Origin of the sequence: Roseburia sp. AM59-24XD (genome assembly GCF_003478445.1) — a bacterium.
Taxonomy (GTDB): Bacteria; Bacillota; Clostridia; order Lachnospirales; family Lachnospiraceae; genus Jutongia.
Genome location: NZ_QUET01000012.1, coordinates 55,602 through 70,800, shown reverse-complemented (window position 1 = coordinate 70,800; position 15,199 = coordinate 55,602). Strand labels below are relative to the sequence as shown.

The following is a 15,199-nucleotide window of genomic DNA, read 5'->3' as shown; positions in this document are numbered from 1 at the left end:
TACCGCTCCGGCGGTGCTTCTTTTTTTATTTTACAGGAATTTTTGACGTATATTCTGACAGGGCAAAACGCTTGTTTTGCCCTGTTTTTGTGCGTTTAGAGGTAATGATAATTGTTCGATATGACAAAATAATTATAAGTTATTAGACATTTGAAACGGCATGCATATAATGAAAAACGTGGCAAAAAGCCAGGAAGGGAAGTGAGTACTACGGAGGAATTAACAAAGGAACTGTTGGAGGAATTAAATTGTAACACGGCATTCACCATCCCGATCGGAGGTGGGATCGCAGTTCCGGAATCGGTCGTTGTAACATGGCTGATCATGGCAGTATTGATCATTGTCTCCATATTATTAACCAGAAATCTGAGTGTTGATAATCCGGGAAAGGTACAGCTTGCACTGGAAGCAGGTTATCAGGCAGCAGAGAATTTCTTTGGTGAATTACTGGGACAGAATGGATTAAAGTATCTGCCGTATCTGATCAGTATTCTGATCTACATTGCAATCGCTAATCTGATCGGCCTGATCGGTTTCAAACCGCCCACAAAGGATATGGGTGTTACGGCAGGCATGGCAATCATGAGTATTCTGGTCGTAGAGATTGCCGGGATACGTCAAAAAGGAGGCAAAGGCTGGCTGAAAAGCTTTGGAGAACCCATTTGGATCGTTGCACCGATCAATCTGCTGGAGGTGTTTACCAGACCGCTTTCGCTTTGTATGCGACTGTTTGGAAATGTGCTGGGATCCTATGTAGTTATGGAGCTGATCAAGCTTGTAGTTCCGGCGGTGCTGCCGGCAGTATTCAGCTGCTATTTTGATATCTTTGATGGTCTGATACAGGCGTTTGTATTCGTCTTTCTGACATCCTTGTATATCGGAGAAGCAGTGGCGGTTGAATAAGCAAAAAGTAAGAGTGTAAGAGAAAAGAGAAGAGAACGAACAAAGTAAGAAGAGCAGAAATAAGAACAAATTTACCCGCAGGTTTCACGGAGTGCTGCCGGTGAAACCGACATCCATAAAATATGAACGCAGCACAGAAATGAGGATAATTATGACACAGTTAATCGCAATTGGAGCAGGAATCGCAGTTTTAACAGGTATTGGAGCAGGAATCGGAATTGGTCTGGCAACCTCAAAGGCAGTGGATGCCATTGCAAGACAGCCGGAGGCAGAGCCAAAGATCAAGATCAATCTGGTACTCGGATGTGCTCTTGCAGAGGCAACCGCTATTTATGGTTTTGTAATCGCGCTGCTGATCATTCTTCTTCTGAAATAACAGCATGAGGAAGCAAACAAAGAGAAAGGCTGGCGATGTAATATGTTACGTTTAGACGGAATTGTCTTTACATTGATCAACCTGCTGATTCTCTATGCGGCGCTGCGCCACTTCCTGATCGGTCCGATCCAGTCTGTGTTAGAGCAGAGAAAGCAGATGATCGATGGTCAGTTTGCATCGGCTGCAGGAAAGGAAGAGCAGGCAATGCAGTTGAAAGGACAGTATGAGGGATTGCTTGCAGATGCGAAGGGGGAATCCCGGAGGATTTTGGAGGATTCCAGACAGCGTGCGCAGAGAGAATATGAAAGCAGAGTGATGGAAGCAGAGAAACAGGCAGGTCATATTGTGGACAAGGCAAGAAAAGATGTCGAGCTTGAGAAGCAGAGGGCGCTGGACGGCATGCAGAAGCAGGTGGCACAGGTTGCCATGGCTGCTGCCGAAAAGATATTGTCAGAGAATGCAGGCAGCGTCGCAAATCGTTCCATATATGACAGCTATATAGCAGGAGCAGGTGAAGCCCATGAAGCAGATAGCAATTAATTATGGAAAGGTACTGTTTCTGCTGGGAATCGACAGACAGGATATAAAACAGACGGAAGAAATCTGGAATGGCAGTGAGCCGCTTCGGGAGGCGATGAACAGTCCGGTGGTATCCGGGGAGGCGAAGAAGCATCTGATCGAGAAAATATTTCCGGAGAAGATGCAGCCGTTTCTGAAGGTGGTATCGGAGCATCATGAGGAGGCACTGTTAAAAGAAATTTTTCAGTCGTATGAGGAGTGCTATGACGACAGTCATAACATTCGCAGAGGCATCCTGTATTATGTGGAAAAGCCCGATGAGGAGCAGTTAGCCCTGATAGAGAAAAGATTGTGCAGTCAGTTAAAATGCAGCGAGGTAACACTTGCGTTGGAATCCCGGCCGGAGCTTGTCGGCGGGTTTGTGATCCGTATCGGCGATCTGGAGATTGACCGGAGCCTGCGGGGAAGCATCAACTGTCTGAGAGAAAAAATGGCTAGGAGATGATAATGTGAGTGCGATCAGCTCAGAAAATATTATATCAATTTTAAAAAGCGAGATTGAACATTATGAAATGGAAAGCCGCGAGCATGAGGTAGGTACCGTGATCTGGGTTGGTGACGGGATTGCCACGATCTATGGAATGGAACATGCAATGTACGGCGAGATCGTCATTTTTGAAAATGGCGTGAAGGGAATGGTACAGGATATTCAGCGTACGCAGATCGGCTGTATCGTTCTTGGAAAGGACAACGGGATCCGCGAGGGAATGAAGGTAACGCGTACCATGAAGCGTGCCGGCATTCCGGTCGGAGACAACTATCTTGGAAGAGTTGTCAATGCGCTGGGTGCGCCGATTGATGGAAAGGGCGACATTGAGGCGTCAGACTATCGGGCGATCGAGTGCGATGCACCGGGAATCATTGACCGTAAATCGGTTACAGAACCGTTGGAGACCGGTATTCTGGCAATCGATTCGATGTTCCCGATCGGACGTGGACAGAGAGAGCTTATCATTGGAGACCGTCAGACCGGTAAGACATCGATCGCGATGGATGCAATCCTGAACCAGAAGGGCAAGGATGTGATCTGTATCTATGTAGCGATCGGTCAGAAGGCATCGACCGTGGCAAAGCTGGTAAATACACTGGAGAAAAACGATGCGATGGAGTATTCCATCGTGCTTTCGGCGACAGCCAGTGAGTCCGCATCGTTAGAGTATATTGCTCCGTATTCCGGCACTGCTCTGGCGGAGTATTTTATGTATCAGGGTAAGGATGTTCTGATTGTGTATGACGATCTGTCAAAGCATGCGGTCGCATACCGTGCACTGTCCCTGCTGCTGGAGAGATCTCCGGGACGTGAGGCTTATCCGGGTGATGTATTCTATTTGCATTCCCGTCTGCTGGAGCGTTCCAGCCGGTTAAGCGATGAGCTTGGCGGCGGTTCGATCACGGCACTGCCGATCATCGAGACGCAGGCAGGCGATGTTTCGGCATATATTCCGACCAATGTAATTTCTATTACAGACGGACAGATTTTCCTGGAGAGTGACCTTTTCTTCTCGGGTATGCGTCCTGCGGTCAACGTAGGCCTTTCTGTATCCCGTGTCGGTGGAGCTGCACAGACTAAGGCAATGAAGAGTGCGTCCGGTACGATCCGTATCGATCTCGCGCAGTTCCGTGAGATGGAGGTGTTTACACAGTTCAGCTCCGATCTTGATGAAGAGACGAAGCAGCAGCTTGCTTACGGTAACGGTCTGATGGAGCTTTTGAAACAGCCGCTTGGTCATCCGATGTCTTTGGCAGAGCAGGTGATCACGCTTGTGGCTGCGACCGGAAAGCTGTTTCTTACTATTCCGAAGGAACAGATCAAGGAGACTCAGGGAAAGCTTTTGCAGTATTTTGAGGATGTTCACCCGGAGATCGGTGAGACGATTCAGAAAGATAAGGTACTTACCGATGAACTGAGACAGCAGATTCTTAACGTGGCCGGAGAGTTTCTGGAGCAGGCTAAATAAGCAGCACATAGATTGGAGACGAACATGGCGAATACGAAAGAAATACAAAAGCGTATGAAAAGTATCAAGGATACGATGAAGATAACAAATGCGATGTATATGATCTCTTCCACAAAGCTGCAGAAGGCAAAGAAAAAGCTGGCGGATACAGAACCGTATTTCTATACGTTGCAGCAGGCATTTCAGCGTATCCTGCGTCACACGCCGGATCTGGAAAGCATTTATTTTAAGGATACCGGAAAGATTCCGGCAGAAGATAAGAAGGTTGGCTATATTGTAGTCACGGCAGACAAAGGTCTTGCCGGAGCCTACAATCACAATATATTCAAAATGGCACATTCCCTTTTTGAGCAGGGAGGCAAGAACAGTCTTTTCGTTCTGGGAGAACTTGGAAGACAATATTTTGCGAGAGAGGGACTCAGGGTTCACAAGCATTTCAAATATACGGTGCAGGATCCGAGCCTTCACAGAGCCCGCATGATCACGGATGACATTATCGAGCGGTACCGGAAGGGAGAGCTTGATGAGGTGTATATTTTATACACACGAATGGAAAATGCCGTAACAGCCGTGGCGGAAAAGCGAAAGCTTCTGCCGTTGGAAAAGGATAAGTTTGCGGAGAAGCTTCCTGTGGATGTGTATCAGGAGACGCTGACGCCGCAGCCGTCCTGGGAAAAGATCTTAAATCATCTGGTTCCCAACTATGTAAATGGCTTCATTTACGGCGCTCTGGTGGAATCCTATGCGAGCGAGCACAACGCACGTATGATGGCAATGCAGTCGGCAACCGACAGTGCCAGACAGATTCTGGCGCAGCTTTCCATCGAATACAACCGTGTGCGTCAGGCGGCGATCACGCAGGAGATCACAGAGGTTATCAGTGGTGCAAAGGCACAGAAACGCAAAAAGTAAAGTGCAGAAATGAGGATGAATATGAAGAAGGGAAAAATAGTTCAGATATCAGGTCCTGTCATTGATGTGGAGTTTGAGGACAGCGATCTTCCTTATATCAAGGATGCTTTGGAAGTAGATAATGATGGAAAACGATGTGTCATGGAGGTGGCACAGCATATCGGTAACAATACGGTGCGTTGTATCATGCTGGCATCCAGCGAGGGACTTCATAAGGATATGGAGGTCGTTGCAACCGGCAGCGGTATTAAGGTTCCGGTTGGTGAAAAGACTTTGGGACGTCTGTTCAATGTGTTGGGAGATACTATTGATAAAGGCGAATCTCTTAAGGATGAACAGCACTGGTGCATTCACAGGGATGCACCGGGCTTTGAGGAGCAGAGTCCGGCTGTTGAGGTGCTGGAGACAGGAATTAAAGTTATTGACCTTCTGGCTCCGTATGCCAAGGGCGGTAAGATTGGTCTGTTCGGTGGCGCCGGTGTCGGCAAGACTGTGCTGATCCAGGAGCTGATCCAGAACGTTGCCACGGAGCATGGTGGATATTCTATTTTCACCGGTGTGGGTGAGCGTTCCCGTGAGGGAAATGATCTCTGGTCTGAAATGAAAGAGTCCGGCGTATTAAACAAAACAGCACTGGTGTTCGGACAGATGAATGAGCCGCCCGGAGCACGTATGCGTGTGGCTGAGACAGGACTTACGATGGCAGAATATTTCCGTGATGAGGAGCATCAGGATGTGCTTTTATTCATTGATAATATCTTCCGTTTTGTACAGGCGGGTTCTGAGGTGTCCGCCCTGTTGGGACGTATGCCGTCCGCAGTAGGATATCAGCCGACGCTTGCCAATGAGGTTGGTGAGCTTCAGGAGCGGATCGCATCGACAAAGAACGGTTCCGTTACTTCGGTACAGGCAGTCTATGTGCCTGCGGATGATCTGACTGATCCGGCTCCGGCGACTACTTTCGCCCATCTGGATGCGACAACGGTGCTTTCCAGAAAGATTGTGGAGCAGGGAATTTATCCGGCAGTCGATCCGCTGGAATCCAACTCGCGTATTCTGGAGGAGGACATTGTCGGCAAGGAGCATTATGAGACGGCACGCCGTGTTCAGGAGATTCTGCAGAAATATACAGAGCTTCAGGATATCATTGCAATCCTTGGCATGGAGGAGCTTTCCGAGGAGGATAAGATTACGGTTTACCGTGCAAGAAAGATTCAGCGTTTCCTGTCGCAGCCGTTCCATGTGGCAGAGACCTTTACCGGTGTTCCGGGCAAATATGTTCCGCTTAAAGAAACGGTACGCGGTTTTAAAATGATCATTGACGGAGAGATGGACGATTATCCGGAGCAGGCATTTTTCAATGTTGGTACGATTGATGAGGTAATTGAGAAAGGCAGGAAGTAAGTATGGATAATACATTTCTGTTAAATGTAACTGCCTGTGACAGAGTCTTTTTTGAGGGACGATGTAAGCAGGTGGTGATCCCTCTGGAGGATGGTGATAAGGAAATTCAGGCGCATCATGAAAACATGGTTTTTGCGGTTGAGGTAGGAGAGCTTCGCATTCAGACAGAGGATGGAGAATGGATCACCGGTGTGGTTGGAACCGGGTTTGCGCAGGTGATCAATAATCGTGTCAGTATACTGGTGGATACGGCAGAGCATCCGGAGGAGATTGACGTCCGGAGAGCGAAGGAGGCCGAGGAGCGTGCGAGAGAGCAGCTCAGACAGAAACAAAGCATTAAGGAGTATTACATGTCAAAGGCATCGCTTGCAAGAGCCATGTCGCGTCTGCGTTACAGCAGCAAGGATGATATGAGAATATAATTTAGACCAAAAAACCTGATATCCGGCGGCTAATTGCCGGATATCAGGTTTTTGTTGATCCAGTCAGTCAGATATGTATGAAATTCCATGATCGCAGGATTCTGCGTTGATGCTTTTGGAATCGATGCGACGACCTTGCGGCAGCAGGAAGAATTGTCGATCGGCACAAGTGCCACCTGCGTCGGATCGGGTTTCTTCCAGCAGTATTGCGGCCAGAAGCCGACACCGAGACCGGCGGCGATCAGATCCCGTACGGTTTCCGGATTGTCACTTTCATAGACGATGTTTGGTGTGAAGCTGATGGATTGGCAGATCAGGTCACAGATTGTACGCAGTGGCCGGTTGCTTTCAAGGCTGACGTAGGATTCGTTTGCGGTTTTCTCGAGCTTGACGGAAGGATGGGAGGCAAGCTTTGAGTTGGCCGGCACAGCCAGATAGAAATCCTCCTCAAACAGAACATGCTGCGAGGGCAGAAGCTCCGTGTCGCAGCGGACGGCAGAGATAAAGTAGTCGGCAGTCGGATCTTCAGGCTTTTGGGAAAGTTTAAAACGAATCTCCGGGTGGATCGCACGGTATGCGATGATGCAGTTCGTGATGATCGCAGAAGCGGAGCGCAGGTTCATGTGGATCACGGGATGGTTCTGCAGGGATGCCTCCTTGAGATCCTCCGGAAGACTGTCGAGTGCAGACATAATAGGGAGCAGACGGTTCTGCAGATATTTGCCGTTACTGTTCAGTGCAATATGATGATTCTCGCGGTCAAAAAGGGAAACATCCAGTTCCTCCTCCAGATGACGGATTGCCTGTGATACGGCAGGCTGTGCGACATGCAGGCTCTCGGCGGCTTTTGTCACGTGCTCAAACCGGGCAACGGTCAGAAAATATTTAAGCTGAAATAATTCCATGATTTCCCTCTTTTCTTTCGAATGCTAACGATCATAAACAATATTTTCATATCATACAGGATTTATCTGCAAAATTCAAGTATGATCAAAAGAAAGGAAGCTCGTGGAAAAGGTAGGAGGATAGCATTTCTTTTTGTTCGTCCGGGTCATCTGCGGACAGCAGATAGCAGGCAGGAGATGCTTTGTATGCCATGTAAAAGCGTGGTTTGTCAAGACTGCTTTCCTTTGCGGCAAGCGATGGCAGGAAAATGCCCTCTTTTTTGGTATAGCAGTTGGCTGCCGTTGCTTTCCGTCGGCAGGATGCATCGACAAACTGAGCAACGCTTTTGTGGATCGCCGTGTCCTCCTGCGGCAGATAATAATAATCCTTATGATCCGGGAAAAAGAACTTCAGCACGCCCCGGTACAGCGGAAGCGAGAGGGTAGCAAGATTCTTTTGCAGAGACAAACAGGCGGGCTCTGTGAAGATACATTCTGAAGAGTCGGACTTTTCGAAGGCATGATACAGTGTGCTTTCCCGTGGAAGTCTGACCGGAAAGGAGATATGGATACGGTCGTTTTCTGCGGTGCAGGAGCAGGAAAAAAACGGTCTGACCGGATAAAACAGATCCTTATAGCTTAACATGATGCAGACGGAGAGCATGCCGGCAATATCATCGTGGTTGTGCAGAAGAAGCAGATGCTCCAGTTCGTCAGCGCCTGGTTTTTTCATAATCTTTTGCTGCATATATTCGGAATAAACTTTGATCAACTGCCCGCCATCATAGGTGTCCTCGCGGTTCAGACCGATCCAGTGTTCCAGATAGGTCTGGTTAGCTTTTGCGAGCCCGAGAAGTTTTTTCAAAGGCCGGATCTCCTTTAAGAGATCAATATTGGCACCGGCATCGTTGACCTGGCTGGAGATGGTCTCTGACAGAAGCGGCTGAACGGTCTCCGGAATGGCGATGTGGTGCTTTTGGCATTTTGCCTTTACAAAAGGAATATCAAAGGTGCAGCCGTTGAAATGATAAAGATACGAAAAGTCCTCCAGATAGGATAAAAATGCCTCAAGGATCGGTTCTTCACTTTGATAATCATCCGCAAACCACTGGGTGATCTGCCAGCTTTGCTTATGGTTGTTGTAGTGCATGACTCCGATCAAATAGATGGAGGATGTCTTCGGGGACAGTCCGGTTGTCTCGATATCAAAAAATGCGATCTGTTCGAGCGGCTGATGAAAAGGATAGAGCTCATCAGGGGTGGAAACGGTACTTTGTATTGTCTTCATGTGTCTGCTCCTTTAAACAAAAACGTAGATGTCGTGTTTGTAATTTATTTAAGGATATCATATAATAGAAGAAATGTGAATTTATGGCAGCGAAAAGGAGAGACGTGTTTATGGAGATCGGAGAGAAGAAATTATTCGATAAAGACGCTGCGTACGAACGATGGGATCAGCGAAACCAGCGGCGGGGCAATGATAAATATTTTCATGAGGATGAGCGAGAGGAAAGCTATCTTAGGGAGTTAAAGGGCAGGATACAGAATAATACCAGCGGTTTTCTGAAGGTGGTTATGACAGCCTTACTTGTTTTGGTACAGATCGTGTTTGTAATGTGGCTTTCCCTGCAGATCCGGACGAACGGCACAGTCTGGTATTATCTGATCCAGGTGTCTTCCATGGTGGCGATCGTTGCGCTGATCAACCGTAATCAGAGTCCGTCGTACCGGATTGCGTGGATATCGATCATTACGCTTTTGCCGTTGACCGGTTTCCTGCTTTATTTCCTGTGGGGACGTACCGGCAAAAAGAAAAAAGAACTCGATACCTATATTATGCGGCAGATCAGCTATGGCAATAAGTTTCTTGTGCAGGACGATGATCTGTGGGTGGATTATGCGGAGGAGAATCCGGTTTCCGGTCGTATGGTCAAGTTCATGCTCTCCGAGAATTTTCTTTTGACAGAGGGGAATGAGGTTGATTACTTCCCGATGGGGGAGGATGCGTTTGAGGCAATCTTCCGAGATCTTGAAAATGCAAAGGAATTTGTACTGATCGACTTCTTTATTGTGGCAGAGGGCGGTCTGTGGGACAAAATGCATGATATATTGAAGCGTAAGATCAAGGAGGGTGTCGAGGTAAAGTTTCTGTACGATGACTTTGGTGCGGCGATCCGTACCAGAAAGTATTTTAAGCAGATTCTGGAACATGAGGGCTTTGAGGTACGCGTGTTCAATCCGATCATGAAGTATACAAGCCAGCTTTATATGAATTTCCGTTCGCATCAGAAGATCATGGTGATCGACGGAAAGGTTGGATATACCGGAGGCTTTAATCTGGCAGATGAATATGCTAATCTGGTGGAGCGCTTTGGTGTGTGGAAGGACACCGGAATCCGTGTGCGCGGCGATGCTGTCTGGGGACTGACGGTCGTGTTTTTGCAGATGTGGGAGGCGAGCAGTCACGACAAGGAGCATGTGGATTATCTTAAATATAAGGTGATGCAGGATGTTCAGGGAGATACCTGGTGTCAGGTGATCTCAGACGGCCCTGCCAACAATCCGAAGAATCCGATCGAGAGCATTTACAATCAGATGATCATGTATTCTGATCAGTATCTGTACATTACAACACCGTATCTGGTGATTGAGGATTATATGAAGCAGTCGTTGATCGAGGCGGTGCGCCGTGGCGTCGATGTGCGCATCGTGACACCGAATATCCCGGATAAGAAGTATGCCAAGATGCTGACGAACTTTAATTATGGTCCGCTGCTCAAGGGTGGTGTGCGTATTTATGAATACACGCCGGGCTTTATCCATGCAAAACAGATTTTAACGGAGGATGCGGCGATCGTCGGCACGATCAATATGGATTACAGGAGCTTTTACCTGCATTATGAGAATGGTGTGTGGATGTCCGGGGAGAAGATCCAGAATGATATTCACAGGGATTTTGAGAAGATGTTTCAGGAGAGTAAGGAGATCAGCTATGAGGACTGGCAGAGACGTCCGCTTGTCTGGAAGTTGATACAGCCGCTGTTAAATCTGTTTGCAACGCTGTTCTGATGCGGCTGCCTGTGCAGTGGTACGGAACACTTTAGAAAGGTGCGGTTATTGATATGTATACCAATGTATGTAAGCATTGCCATAAGGTTTTTCATTCCAAGATACGGACCTTGTGCTGTAAGGACTGCCGTGCGGAGGATGAAGATCAGTTAGATGATATTGTAAAGTATCTGAAGGAATATCCCAACAGCAATGCACTTCAGATCTCCGAGGAGCTCGGAATTCATCCTTATGTGATCCTCAAGTTCATGGAAGAGGGCTGGCTGGGAGAGTCGACGGGGAGCTTTGAGAAGCTGCCGGATTGAGGTGAGTGTATTGAAGTCATTATAATTATATAGGAAAAGGAGTAATCATGATTCGATATATTAAGGGAACGCTGGAAATGATCGAGGAGGATGCGGTGGTGCTTGACAATCATGGGATCGGCTATCGGATCCTTGTGTCGGGGGCGTTGATGGACAGGCTTCCGGGCATTGGCGGTGAAATGAAGATATATACTTATATGAATGTCAGGGAGGACGCCATGCAGCTGTTTGGCTTTGAGAGTATGGATGAGCTGGAGATGTTCTGTCAGCTGATCACGGTCAGCGGGATCGGTCCGAAGGCGGGATTAAGCATTCTTGGAACGCTGTCGGCAGACGATATCCGGTTTGCGGTGTTGGCAGATGATGCGGCAACGATCGCAAAGGCACCGGGCATCGGTGCCAAGACGGCAAAGAAGCTGATCGTGGAACTCAAGGATAAGATCGCGGCGAGGGAAACGGTCGATGCCGTATTAGAGAAGGCGGCAGAGCGCGGCGGTACGCAGAATACGGCACCGGTGGCAAAGGCGTCCGCAGAGGCGGTCGAGGCACTGGCGGCATTGGGCTATTCTGCGGCAGAGTCATTAAAGGCAGTCAGGCAGATTACGAATGCAGACGAGCTTAGCACGGAGGAGCTTTTGAAGCAGGCGTTGAAGCTGATGTAACCGGCACGGCGTGAAGGAAAGGCGTAACCGGCGCGGTGTAAAGAGAAGATGTACCGGCGCGGTGTGAAGGGGAAGCAGCAGGAAATCTTGTGGGGCTGGACACCGAATTTTGGAAAGGCATGGTTGATTAGAATGGCAAAACGGACGATCAGTACGGAATTTACAGCGGAGGATGCGAAGCTGGAACCGACACTCAGACCGCAGCGTCTGACGGATTATATCGGACAGCAGAAGATTAAGGAAAATCTGGCGATCTATATTGAAGCGGCAAAGCAGAGAGGCGATGCACTGGATCATGTGCTGTTATATGGTCCGCCGGGACTTGGTAAGACGACACTCGCAGGCATCGTGGCAAACGAGATGGGTGTCAATATGAAGATCACGGCGGGACCGGCGATCGAGAAACCGGGAGAGATGGCAGCAATCCTTACAAAGCTTCAGGACGGGGATGTGCTTTTCGTGGACGAGATCCATCGTCTGAACCGCCAGGTGGAGGAGGTACTTTATCCGGCAATGGAGGATTATGTGATCGACATCGTGATCGGAAAGGGACCGTCTGCGCGGTCGGTACGCATCGATCTTCCGAAGTTTACCCTGATCGGAGCAACGACGCGTGCCGGTATGCTGTCAGCACCTCTGCGTGATCGGTTTGGTGTTGTGAACCGTCTGGAGTTTTATACGCCGCAGGAGCTGGCGGCGATTGTGAAGCACTCTGCAAGGATCCTTAATGTGGAGATTGACGAGGAGGGTGCGATGGAATTGGCCAGAAGATCCAGAGGAACGCCGCGTCTTGCTAACCGCCTTTTGAAGCGGGTGCGTGATTTTGCGCAGATCAAGTACGACGGCAGGATCGACAAAAAGGTCACGGACTTTGCGCTGGACCTGTTAGAGGTTGACAAGCTGGGACTGGATAACACGGATCGTCAGATCATCGAGACGATGATCCATAACTTTGGCGGTGGCCGGTGGGGCTGGAGACGCTTGCAGTATCGATCGGAGAGGATGCAGGGACACTGGAGGATGTGTATGAGCCATATCTTGTCCAGAACGGACTGATCTTAAGGACGCCGCGGGGACGTATGGCATCGGATCTGGCGTACCGTCATTTCGGGCTGTCCGGAGAGGAAGCGTAATGCGCAGAAGTACGTGAAACAATATCATAAAAGGAATGAAACACCAGACAGTTATGGAGTCTGGTGTTTTTCACATTATAGGAAACTTGTTGTTTCCTATAATGTGAAAACGCTCCGCGAGGATGCGATCACCGCACAGAGGAAGATTGCGTAAGCAATTGTGCGGTGACGCGCAAAGTGGGCAAGCCCGCTTTGTTCCGGTATAGGAAAATGCTCGTAACGTGGTGGAATGCCAACGAGAATTGCGAAGCAATTCTTGGAGGGCAAAACGCTGGTTTTGCCCTTTTGTTCTTTGTCCTTAAATGTGACATAAATGTGACAAAAAAATGAATAAATTACGGGAAAGGGGTTGATAAATTCCCAAAAACCAGTTAAAATAAATTTGAAAGTGGTAGAAAGTGGGGGAAAGTGTCAGGGAATACCCAAAAAGTGGAGAGGTGGTGATAGCGATGTTCATGGGTCAGTATGAGCACTCGATCGATGCAAAGGGCAGAGCTATCGTACCGGCGAAGTACCGTGAGGAACTGGGAGACCTTTTTTATGTCACCTGGGGCGTGGACGGATGCCTGTATTTATATCCACAGCACGATTGGGAAGAGCTGGCACAGAAGCTGCAGAGTCTGCCGTCCAGTCATCAGAGCCGTATGATCCAGAGACAGTTAATGGCTTCTGCTTCGGAGGTGACACTGGACAAGCAGGGCAGAATACTGATCCCCGCCAAGCTTCGCAAAAGTGCCGGACTTGAGAAGGATCTTGTCTTTGTCGGCATGATCAACCGTGTGGAGATCTGGGACAAGGATACCTTTGAGGCACAGACACTTGGCAGTGAGATGTCGATGGAAGAGGCAATGGATGCTCTCGGAATCTCTCTGTAAGAAGGGTGCAGCAGGAAGTGGTTAGCCGCTGAAAGGAGACGGGATTATGGAATTTTCTCACAAATCAGTGCTGCTGCATGAGGTGATCGATTCTTTGAATGTGCAGCCGGATGGAATATATGTGGATGGCACATTGGGAGGAGCCGGACATGCCTATGAGGTGTGCCGGAGACTTGGACCGGATGGTCGGATGATCGGGATTGATCAGGACGAGGATGCGATTGCTGCTGCGACAAAGCGGCTGTCTGAGTTTGGTGACCGTGTGACGATCGTGCGGAGCAATTATGAGGCGATGAAGGAGGTTCTTCACGACCTTGGTATCGAGAAGGTGAACGGCATTACGCTGGATCTTGGCGTATCATCTTATCAGCTTGATGCTGCCGAGAGAGGCTTTTCATACCGTGAGGATGCGCCGCTTGATATGCGGATGGACAATCGTCAGGAAGTAACCGCTGCCACTGTGGTAAATGAGTACACAGAAAGCGAATTGTTTCAGGTGATTCGCAAGTATGGGGAAGATAAATTTGCAAAGAACATTGCGAAACATATTGTGCAGGAACGCCGGAAGGAACCGGTTATGACGACGGGCAGACTGGCACAGATCGTAGATCAGTCCATACCGATGAAGTTTAAGAAACAGGGAGGACATCCTGCCAAAAGGACATTTCAGGCAATACGTATCGAGGTGAACAGAGAACTTAGCGTTCTTGAGGATCACATCAGTGAGATGATCGATCTACTGGCGCCGGGAGGGCGCTTCTGCATCATCACATTTCACTCGCTGGAGGATCGCATCGTGAAAAATGCATTCCGGACAGCGCAGGATCCATGTACCTGTCCGCCGAACTTTCCGGTGTGTGTCTGTGGAAAAAAGTCCAAAGGAAAAGTGCTTACGAGAAAACCTGTGCTTCCATCTGAGAAAGAGCTTGAGGAAAACTCCCGCTCGAAAAGTGCGAAGCTCAGAGTATTTGAACATATATAAGCCGGATCAGCCGGCACGACAAATTCTTGCGGATTGGGGGATCCGTAGTTTGTTGAATAAGGTTGACGGCGCGGATTACGGGCGCCGTCAGAAAATGGCACAGAATCATCTGTGATGGGATATCAACCGTGTTCGGTGGACACGGCAATCAAGCAGGGAGGCGTAACAAATGGCGACATCACCAAATTATCGAAGCGGATCACGCCGTGGCGGTCAGTATCGGAGCGGTCAGGGACGTGACGTTTACAGACAGGAACGAAACGGATATGTGTATGGCAATCTCGCACATCAGCTGGAGGAGATTCCGGAGAGAAGAAAGCAGCCGGGGCGAAAAAGGAGAACAAAGACATATCCGCAGCCAAAGCCGGTGGCGATGCCGTCCATTGGATTTTCATCCTTTGTATTTCTGATGGCTGCATTATCATTAGTTCTTGTGGCAGGCTTTATGTATCTGCATGTGCAGTCAGGGATCACGCAGATGAAGAATGAAGTGATCAGTCTGCAGTCAGAGATCGCAGATGCCAAGCAGGAGAATGACGATGCTTATCAGAAGGTTATGGATTCCGTAGATCTTTCCGAAGTCTATGCGATTGCAACAGGTCAGCTGGGTATGATCCAGGCTGTTGACAATCAGGTTTACAAATATGATAATAAAAAGAGTGACATGGTGAAGCAGTACGGAGACATTCCCGCAAGCTCAAAATAACGGGCCGGGTTACAAGGACAGGGATTTAT

Annotated in this window: 17 protein-coding genes and 1 pseudogene; 16 read left to right on the top strand and 2 right to left on the bottom strand. The window is 48.7% G+C overall.

Annotated features, from left to right (window positions below; all coding sequences use genetic code 11):
* The first annotated feature begins 201 nt into the window (after positions 1 to 201).
* The 8 genes from DXA20_RS07500 (at position 202) to atpC (ending at position 6,554) form a co-directional block, all read left to right on the top strand.
* Complete coding sequence (locus DXA20_RS07500; RefSeq protein WP_022306661.1) at positions 202 to 903, top strand: F0F1 ATP synthase subunit A; 702 nt, start codon at positions 202 to 204, stop codon at positions 901 to 903.
* 151 nt (positions 904 to 1,054) lie between these two features.
* Positions 1,055 to 1,279 carry an ATP synthase F0 subunit C gene (gene atpE, locus DXA20_RS07495; protein WP_022306660.1) on the top strand — a complete coding sequence of 75 codons (225 nt, stop codon included), beginning with the start codon at positions 1,055 to 1,057 and terminating at the stop codon, positions 1,277 to 1,279.
* A 42-nt stretch (positions 1,280 to 1,321) separates the two neighbouring features.
* Positions 1,322 to 1,819, top strand: coding sequence for a F0F1 ATP synthase subunit B (gene atpF, locus DXA20_RS07490; RefSeq protein WP_118559842.1), 498 nt, complete (start codon positions 1,322 to 1,324; stop codon positions 1,817 to 1,819).
* On the top strand, positions 1,800 to 2,303 hold the full coding sequence (gene atpH / locus DXA20_RS07485) for an ATP synthase F1 subunit delta (protein WP_118559841.1): 504 nt from the start codon (positions 1,800 to 1,802) through the stop codon (positions 2,301 to 2,303). The genes atpF and atpH overlap by 20 nt, the downstream gene beginning before the upstream one ends.
* A gap of 4 nt (positions 2,304 to 2,307) precedes the next feature.
* Positions 2,308 to 3,816: a F0F1 ATP synthase subunit alpha gene (gene atpA / locus DXA20_RS07480; protein WP_022306657.1), complete on the top strand. Its 1,509-nt coding sequence runs from the start codon at positions 2,308 to 2,310 to the stop codon at positions 3,814 to 3,816.
* Positions 3,817 to 3,840: 24 nt separating this feature from the next.
* Positions 3,841 to 4,728 (top strand): ATP synthase F1 subunit gamma, encoded by an 888-nt coding sequence (atpG, locus tag DXA20_RS07475; RefSeq protein ID WP_022306656.1) that lies wholly within the window; start codon positions 3,841 to 3,843, stop codon positions 4,726 to 4,728.
* A gap of 21 nt (positions 4,729 to 4,749) precedes the next feature.
* A complete protein-coding gene (atpD, locus tag DXA20_RS07470) occupies positions 4,750 to 6,132 on the top strand; it encodes a F0F1 ATP synthase subunit beta (RefSeq protein ID WP_022306655.1) in 1,383 nt (460 codons plus the stop codon).
* A 2-nt stretch (positions 6,133 to 6,134) separates the two neighbouring features.
* Positions 6,135 to 6,554, top strand: coding sequence for an ATP synthase F1 subunit epsilon (atpC, locus tag DXA20_RS07465; RefSeq protein ID WP_118559840.1), 420 nt, complete (start codon positions 6,135 to 6,137; stop codon positions 6,552 to 6,554).
* Between the two features lie 29 nt (positions 6,555 to 6,583).
* On the opposite strand, the gene DXA20_RS07460 is transcribed toward atpC, so the two are convergent.
* Together DXA20_RS07460 and DXA20_RS07455 are read right to left on the bottom strand one after the other, a co-directional pair.
* Positions 6,584 to 7,459: a LysR family transcriptional regulator gene (locus DXA20_RS07460; protein ID WP_118559839.1), complete on the bottom strand. Its 876-nt coding sequence runs from the start codon at positions 7,457 to 7,459 to the stop codon at positions 6,584 to 6,586.
* Between the two features lie 85 nt (positions 7,460 to 7,544).
* Positions 7,545 to 8,726 (bottom strand): ribonuclease H-like domain-containing protein, encoded by a 1,182-nt coding sequence (locus DXA20_RS07455; RefSeq protein ID WP_118559838.1) that lies wholly within the window; start codon positions 8,724 to 8,726, stop codon positions 7,545 to 7,547.
* A gap of 83 nt (positions 8,727 to 8,809) precedes the next feature.
* Here DXA20_RS07455 and cls point away from each other — a divergent pair, with 83 nt between their 5' ends.
* The 8 genes and pseudogenes from cls (at position 8,810) to DXA20_RS07420 (ending at position 15,170) form a co-directional block, all read left to right on the top strand.
* A complete protein-coding gene (gene cls / locus DXA20_RS07450; protein WP_118559837.1) occupies positions 8,810 to 10,507 on the top strand; it encodes a cardiolipin synthase in 1,698 nt (565 codons plus the stop codon).
* Between the two features lie 53 nt (positions 10,508 to 10,560).
* Positions 10,561 to 10,812 carry a MerR family transcriptional regulator gene (locus DXA20_RS07445; RefSeq protein ID WP_022306650.1) on the top strand — a complete coding sequence of 84 codons (252 nt, stop codon included), beginning with the start codon at positions 10,561 to 10,563 and terminating at the stop codon, positions 10,810 to 10,812.
* A gap of 47 nt (positions 10,813 to 10,859) precedes the next feature.
* Entirely contained in the window at positions 10,860 to 11,474 is a 615-nt protein-coding gene (gene ruvA / locus DXA20_RS07440; protein WP_022306649.1) for a Holliday junction branch migration protein RuvA, read from the top strand.
* A gap of 132 nt (positions 11,475 to 11,606) precedes the next feature.
* Positions 11,607 to 12,607: pseudogene (ruvB, locus tag DXA20_RS07435) on the top strand (Holliday junction branch migration DNA helicase RuvB).
* Between the two features lie 449 nt (positions 12,608 to 13,056).
* A complete protein-coding gene (gene mraZ / locus DXA20_RS07430) occupies positions 13,057 to 13,482 on the top strand; it encodes a division/cell wall cluster transcriptional repressor MraZ (RefSeq protein ID WP_022306638.1) in 426 nt (141 codons plus the stop codon).
* A gap of 46 nt (positions 13,483 to 13,528) precedes the next feature.
* Positions 13,529 to 14,464 (top strand): 16S rRNA (cytosine(1402)-N(4))-methyltransferase RsmH, encoded by a 936-nt coding sequence (rsmH, locus tag DXA20_RS07425; RefSeq protein ID WP_118559836.1) that lies wholly within the window; start codon positions 13,529 to 13,531, stop codon positions 14,462 to 14,464.
* The gene (locus DXA20_RS17140; RefSeq protein WP_279222359.1) at positions 14,451 to 14,579 is read left to right on the top strand and encodes a hypothetical protein; all 129 of its coding nucleotides are present in this window, start codon (positions 14,451 to 14,453) and stop codon (positions 14,577 to 14,579) included. The genes rsmH and DXA20_RS17140 overlap by 14 nt, the downstream gene beginning before the upstream one ends.
* A gap of 54 nt (positions 14,580 to 14,633) precedes the next feature.
* Entirely contained in the window at positions 14,634 to 15,170 is a 537-nt protein-coding gene (locus DXA20_RS07420; RefSeq protein ID WP_022306636.1) for a hypothetical protein, read from the top strand.
* The last annotated feature ends 29 nt before the right edge of the window (positions 15,171 to 15,199 follow it).

What these genes read in the sequence shown, in the direction of transcription:
- atpE (WP_022306660.1), top strand. Translation starts at nt 1,055, where the DNA reads ATGACACAGTTAATCGCAATTGGAGCAGGAATCGCAGTTTTAACAGGT.
- atpF (WP_118559842.1), top strand. Translation starts at nt 1,322, where the DNA reads ATGTTACGTTTAGACGGAATTGTCTTTACATTGATCAACCTGCTGATT.
- atpH (WP_118559841.1), top strand. Translation starts at nt 1,800, where the DNA reads ATGAAGCAGATAGCAATTAATTATGGAAAGGTACTGTTTCTGCTGGGA.
- atpG (WP_022306656.1), top strand. Translation starts at nt 3,841, where the DNA reads ATGGCGAATACGAAAGAAATACAAAAGCGTATGAAAAGTATCAAGGAT.
- atpD (WP_022306655.1), top strand. Translation starts at nt 4,750, where the DNA reads ATGAAGAAGGGAAAAATAGTTCAGATATCAGGTCCTGTCATTGATGTG.
- atpC (WP_118559840.1), top strand. Translation starts at nt 6,135, where the DNA reads ATGGATAATACATTTCTGTTAAATGTAACTGCCTGTGACAGAGTCTTT.
- DXA20_RS07460 (WP_118559839.1), bottom strand. Translation starts at nt 7,459, where the DNA reads ATGGAATTATTTCAGCTTAAATATTTTCTGACCGTTGCCCGGTTTGAG.
- DXA20_RS07455 (WP_118559838.1), bottom strand. Translation starts at nt 8,726, where the DNA reads ATGAAGACAATACAAAGTACCGTTTCCACCCCTGATGAGCTCTATCCT.
- cls (WP_118559837.1), top strand. Translation starts at nt 8,810, where the DNA reads ATGGCAGCGAAAAGGAGAGACGTGTTTATGGAGATCGGAGAGAAGAAA.
- DXA20_RS07445 (WP_022306650.1), top strand. Translation starts at nt 10,561, where the DNA reads ATGTATACCAATGTATGTAAGCATTGCCATAAGGTTTTTCATTCCAAG.
- ruvA (WP_022306649.1), top strand. Translation starts at nt 10,860, where the DNA reads ATGATTCGATATATTAAGGGAACGCTGGAAATGATCGAGGAGGATGCG.
- mraZ (WP_022306638.1), top strand. Translation starts at nt 13,057, where the DNA reads ATGTTCATGGGTCAGTATGAGCACTCGATCGATGCAAAGGGCAGAGCT.
- rsmH (WP_118559836.1), top strand. Translation starts at nt 13,529, where the DNA reads ATGGAATTTTCTCACAAATCAGTGCTGCTGCATGAGGTGATCGATTCT.
- DXA20_RS07420 (WP_022306636.1), top strand. Translation starts at nt 14,634, where the DNA reads ATGGCGACATCACCAAATTATCGAAGCGGATCACGCCGTGGCGGTCAG.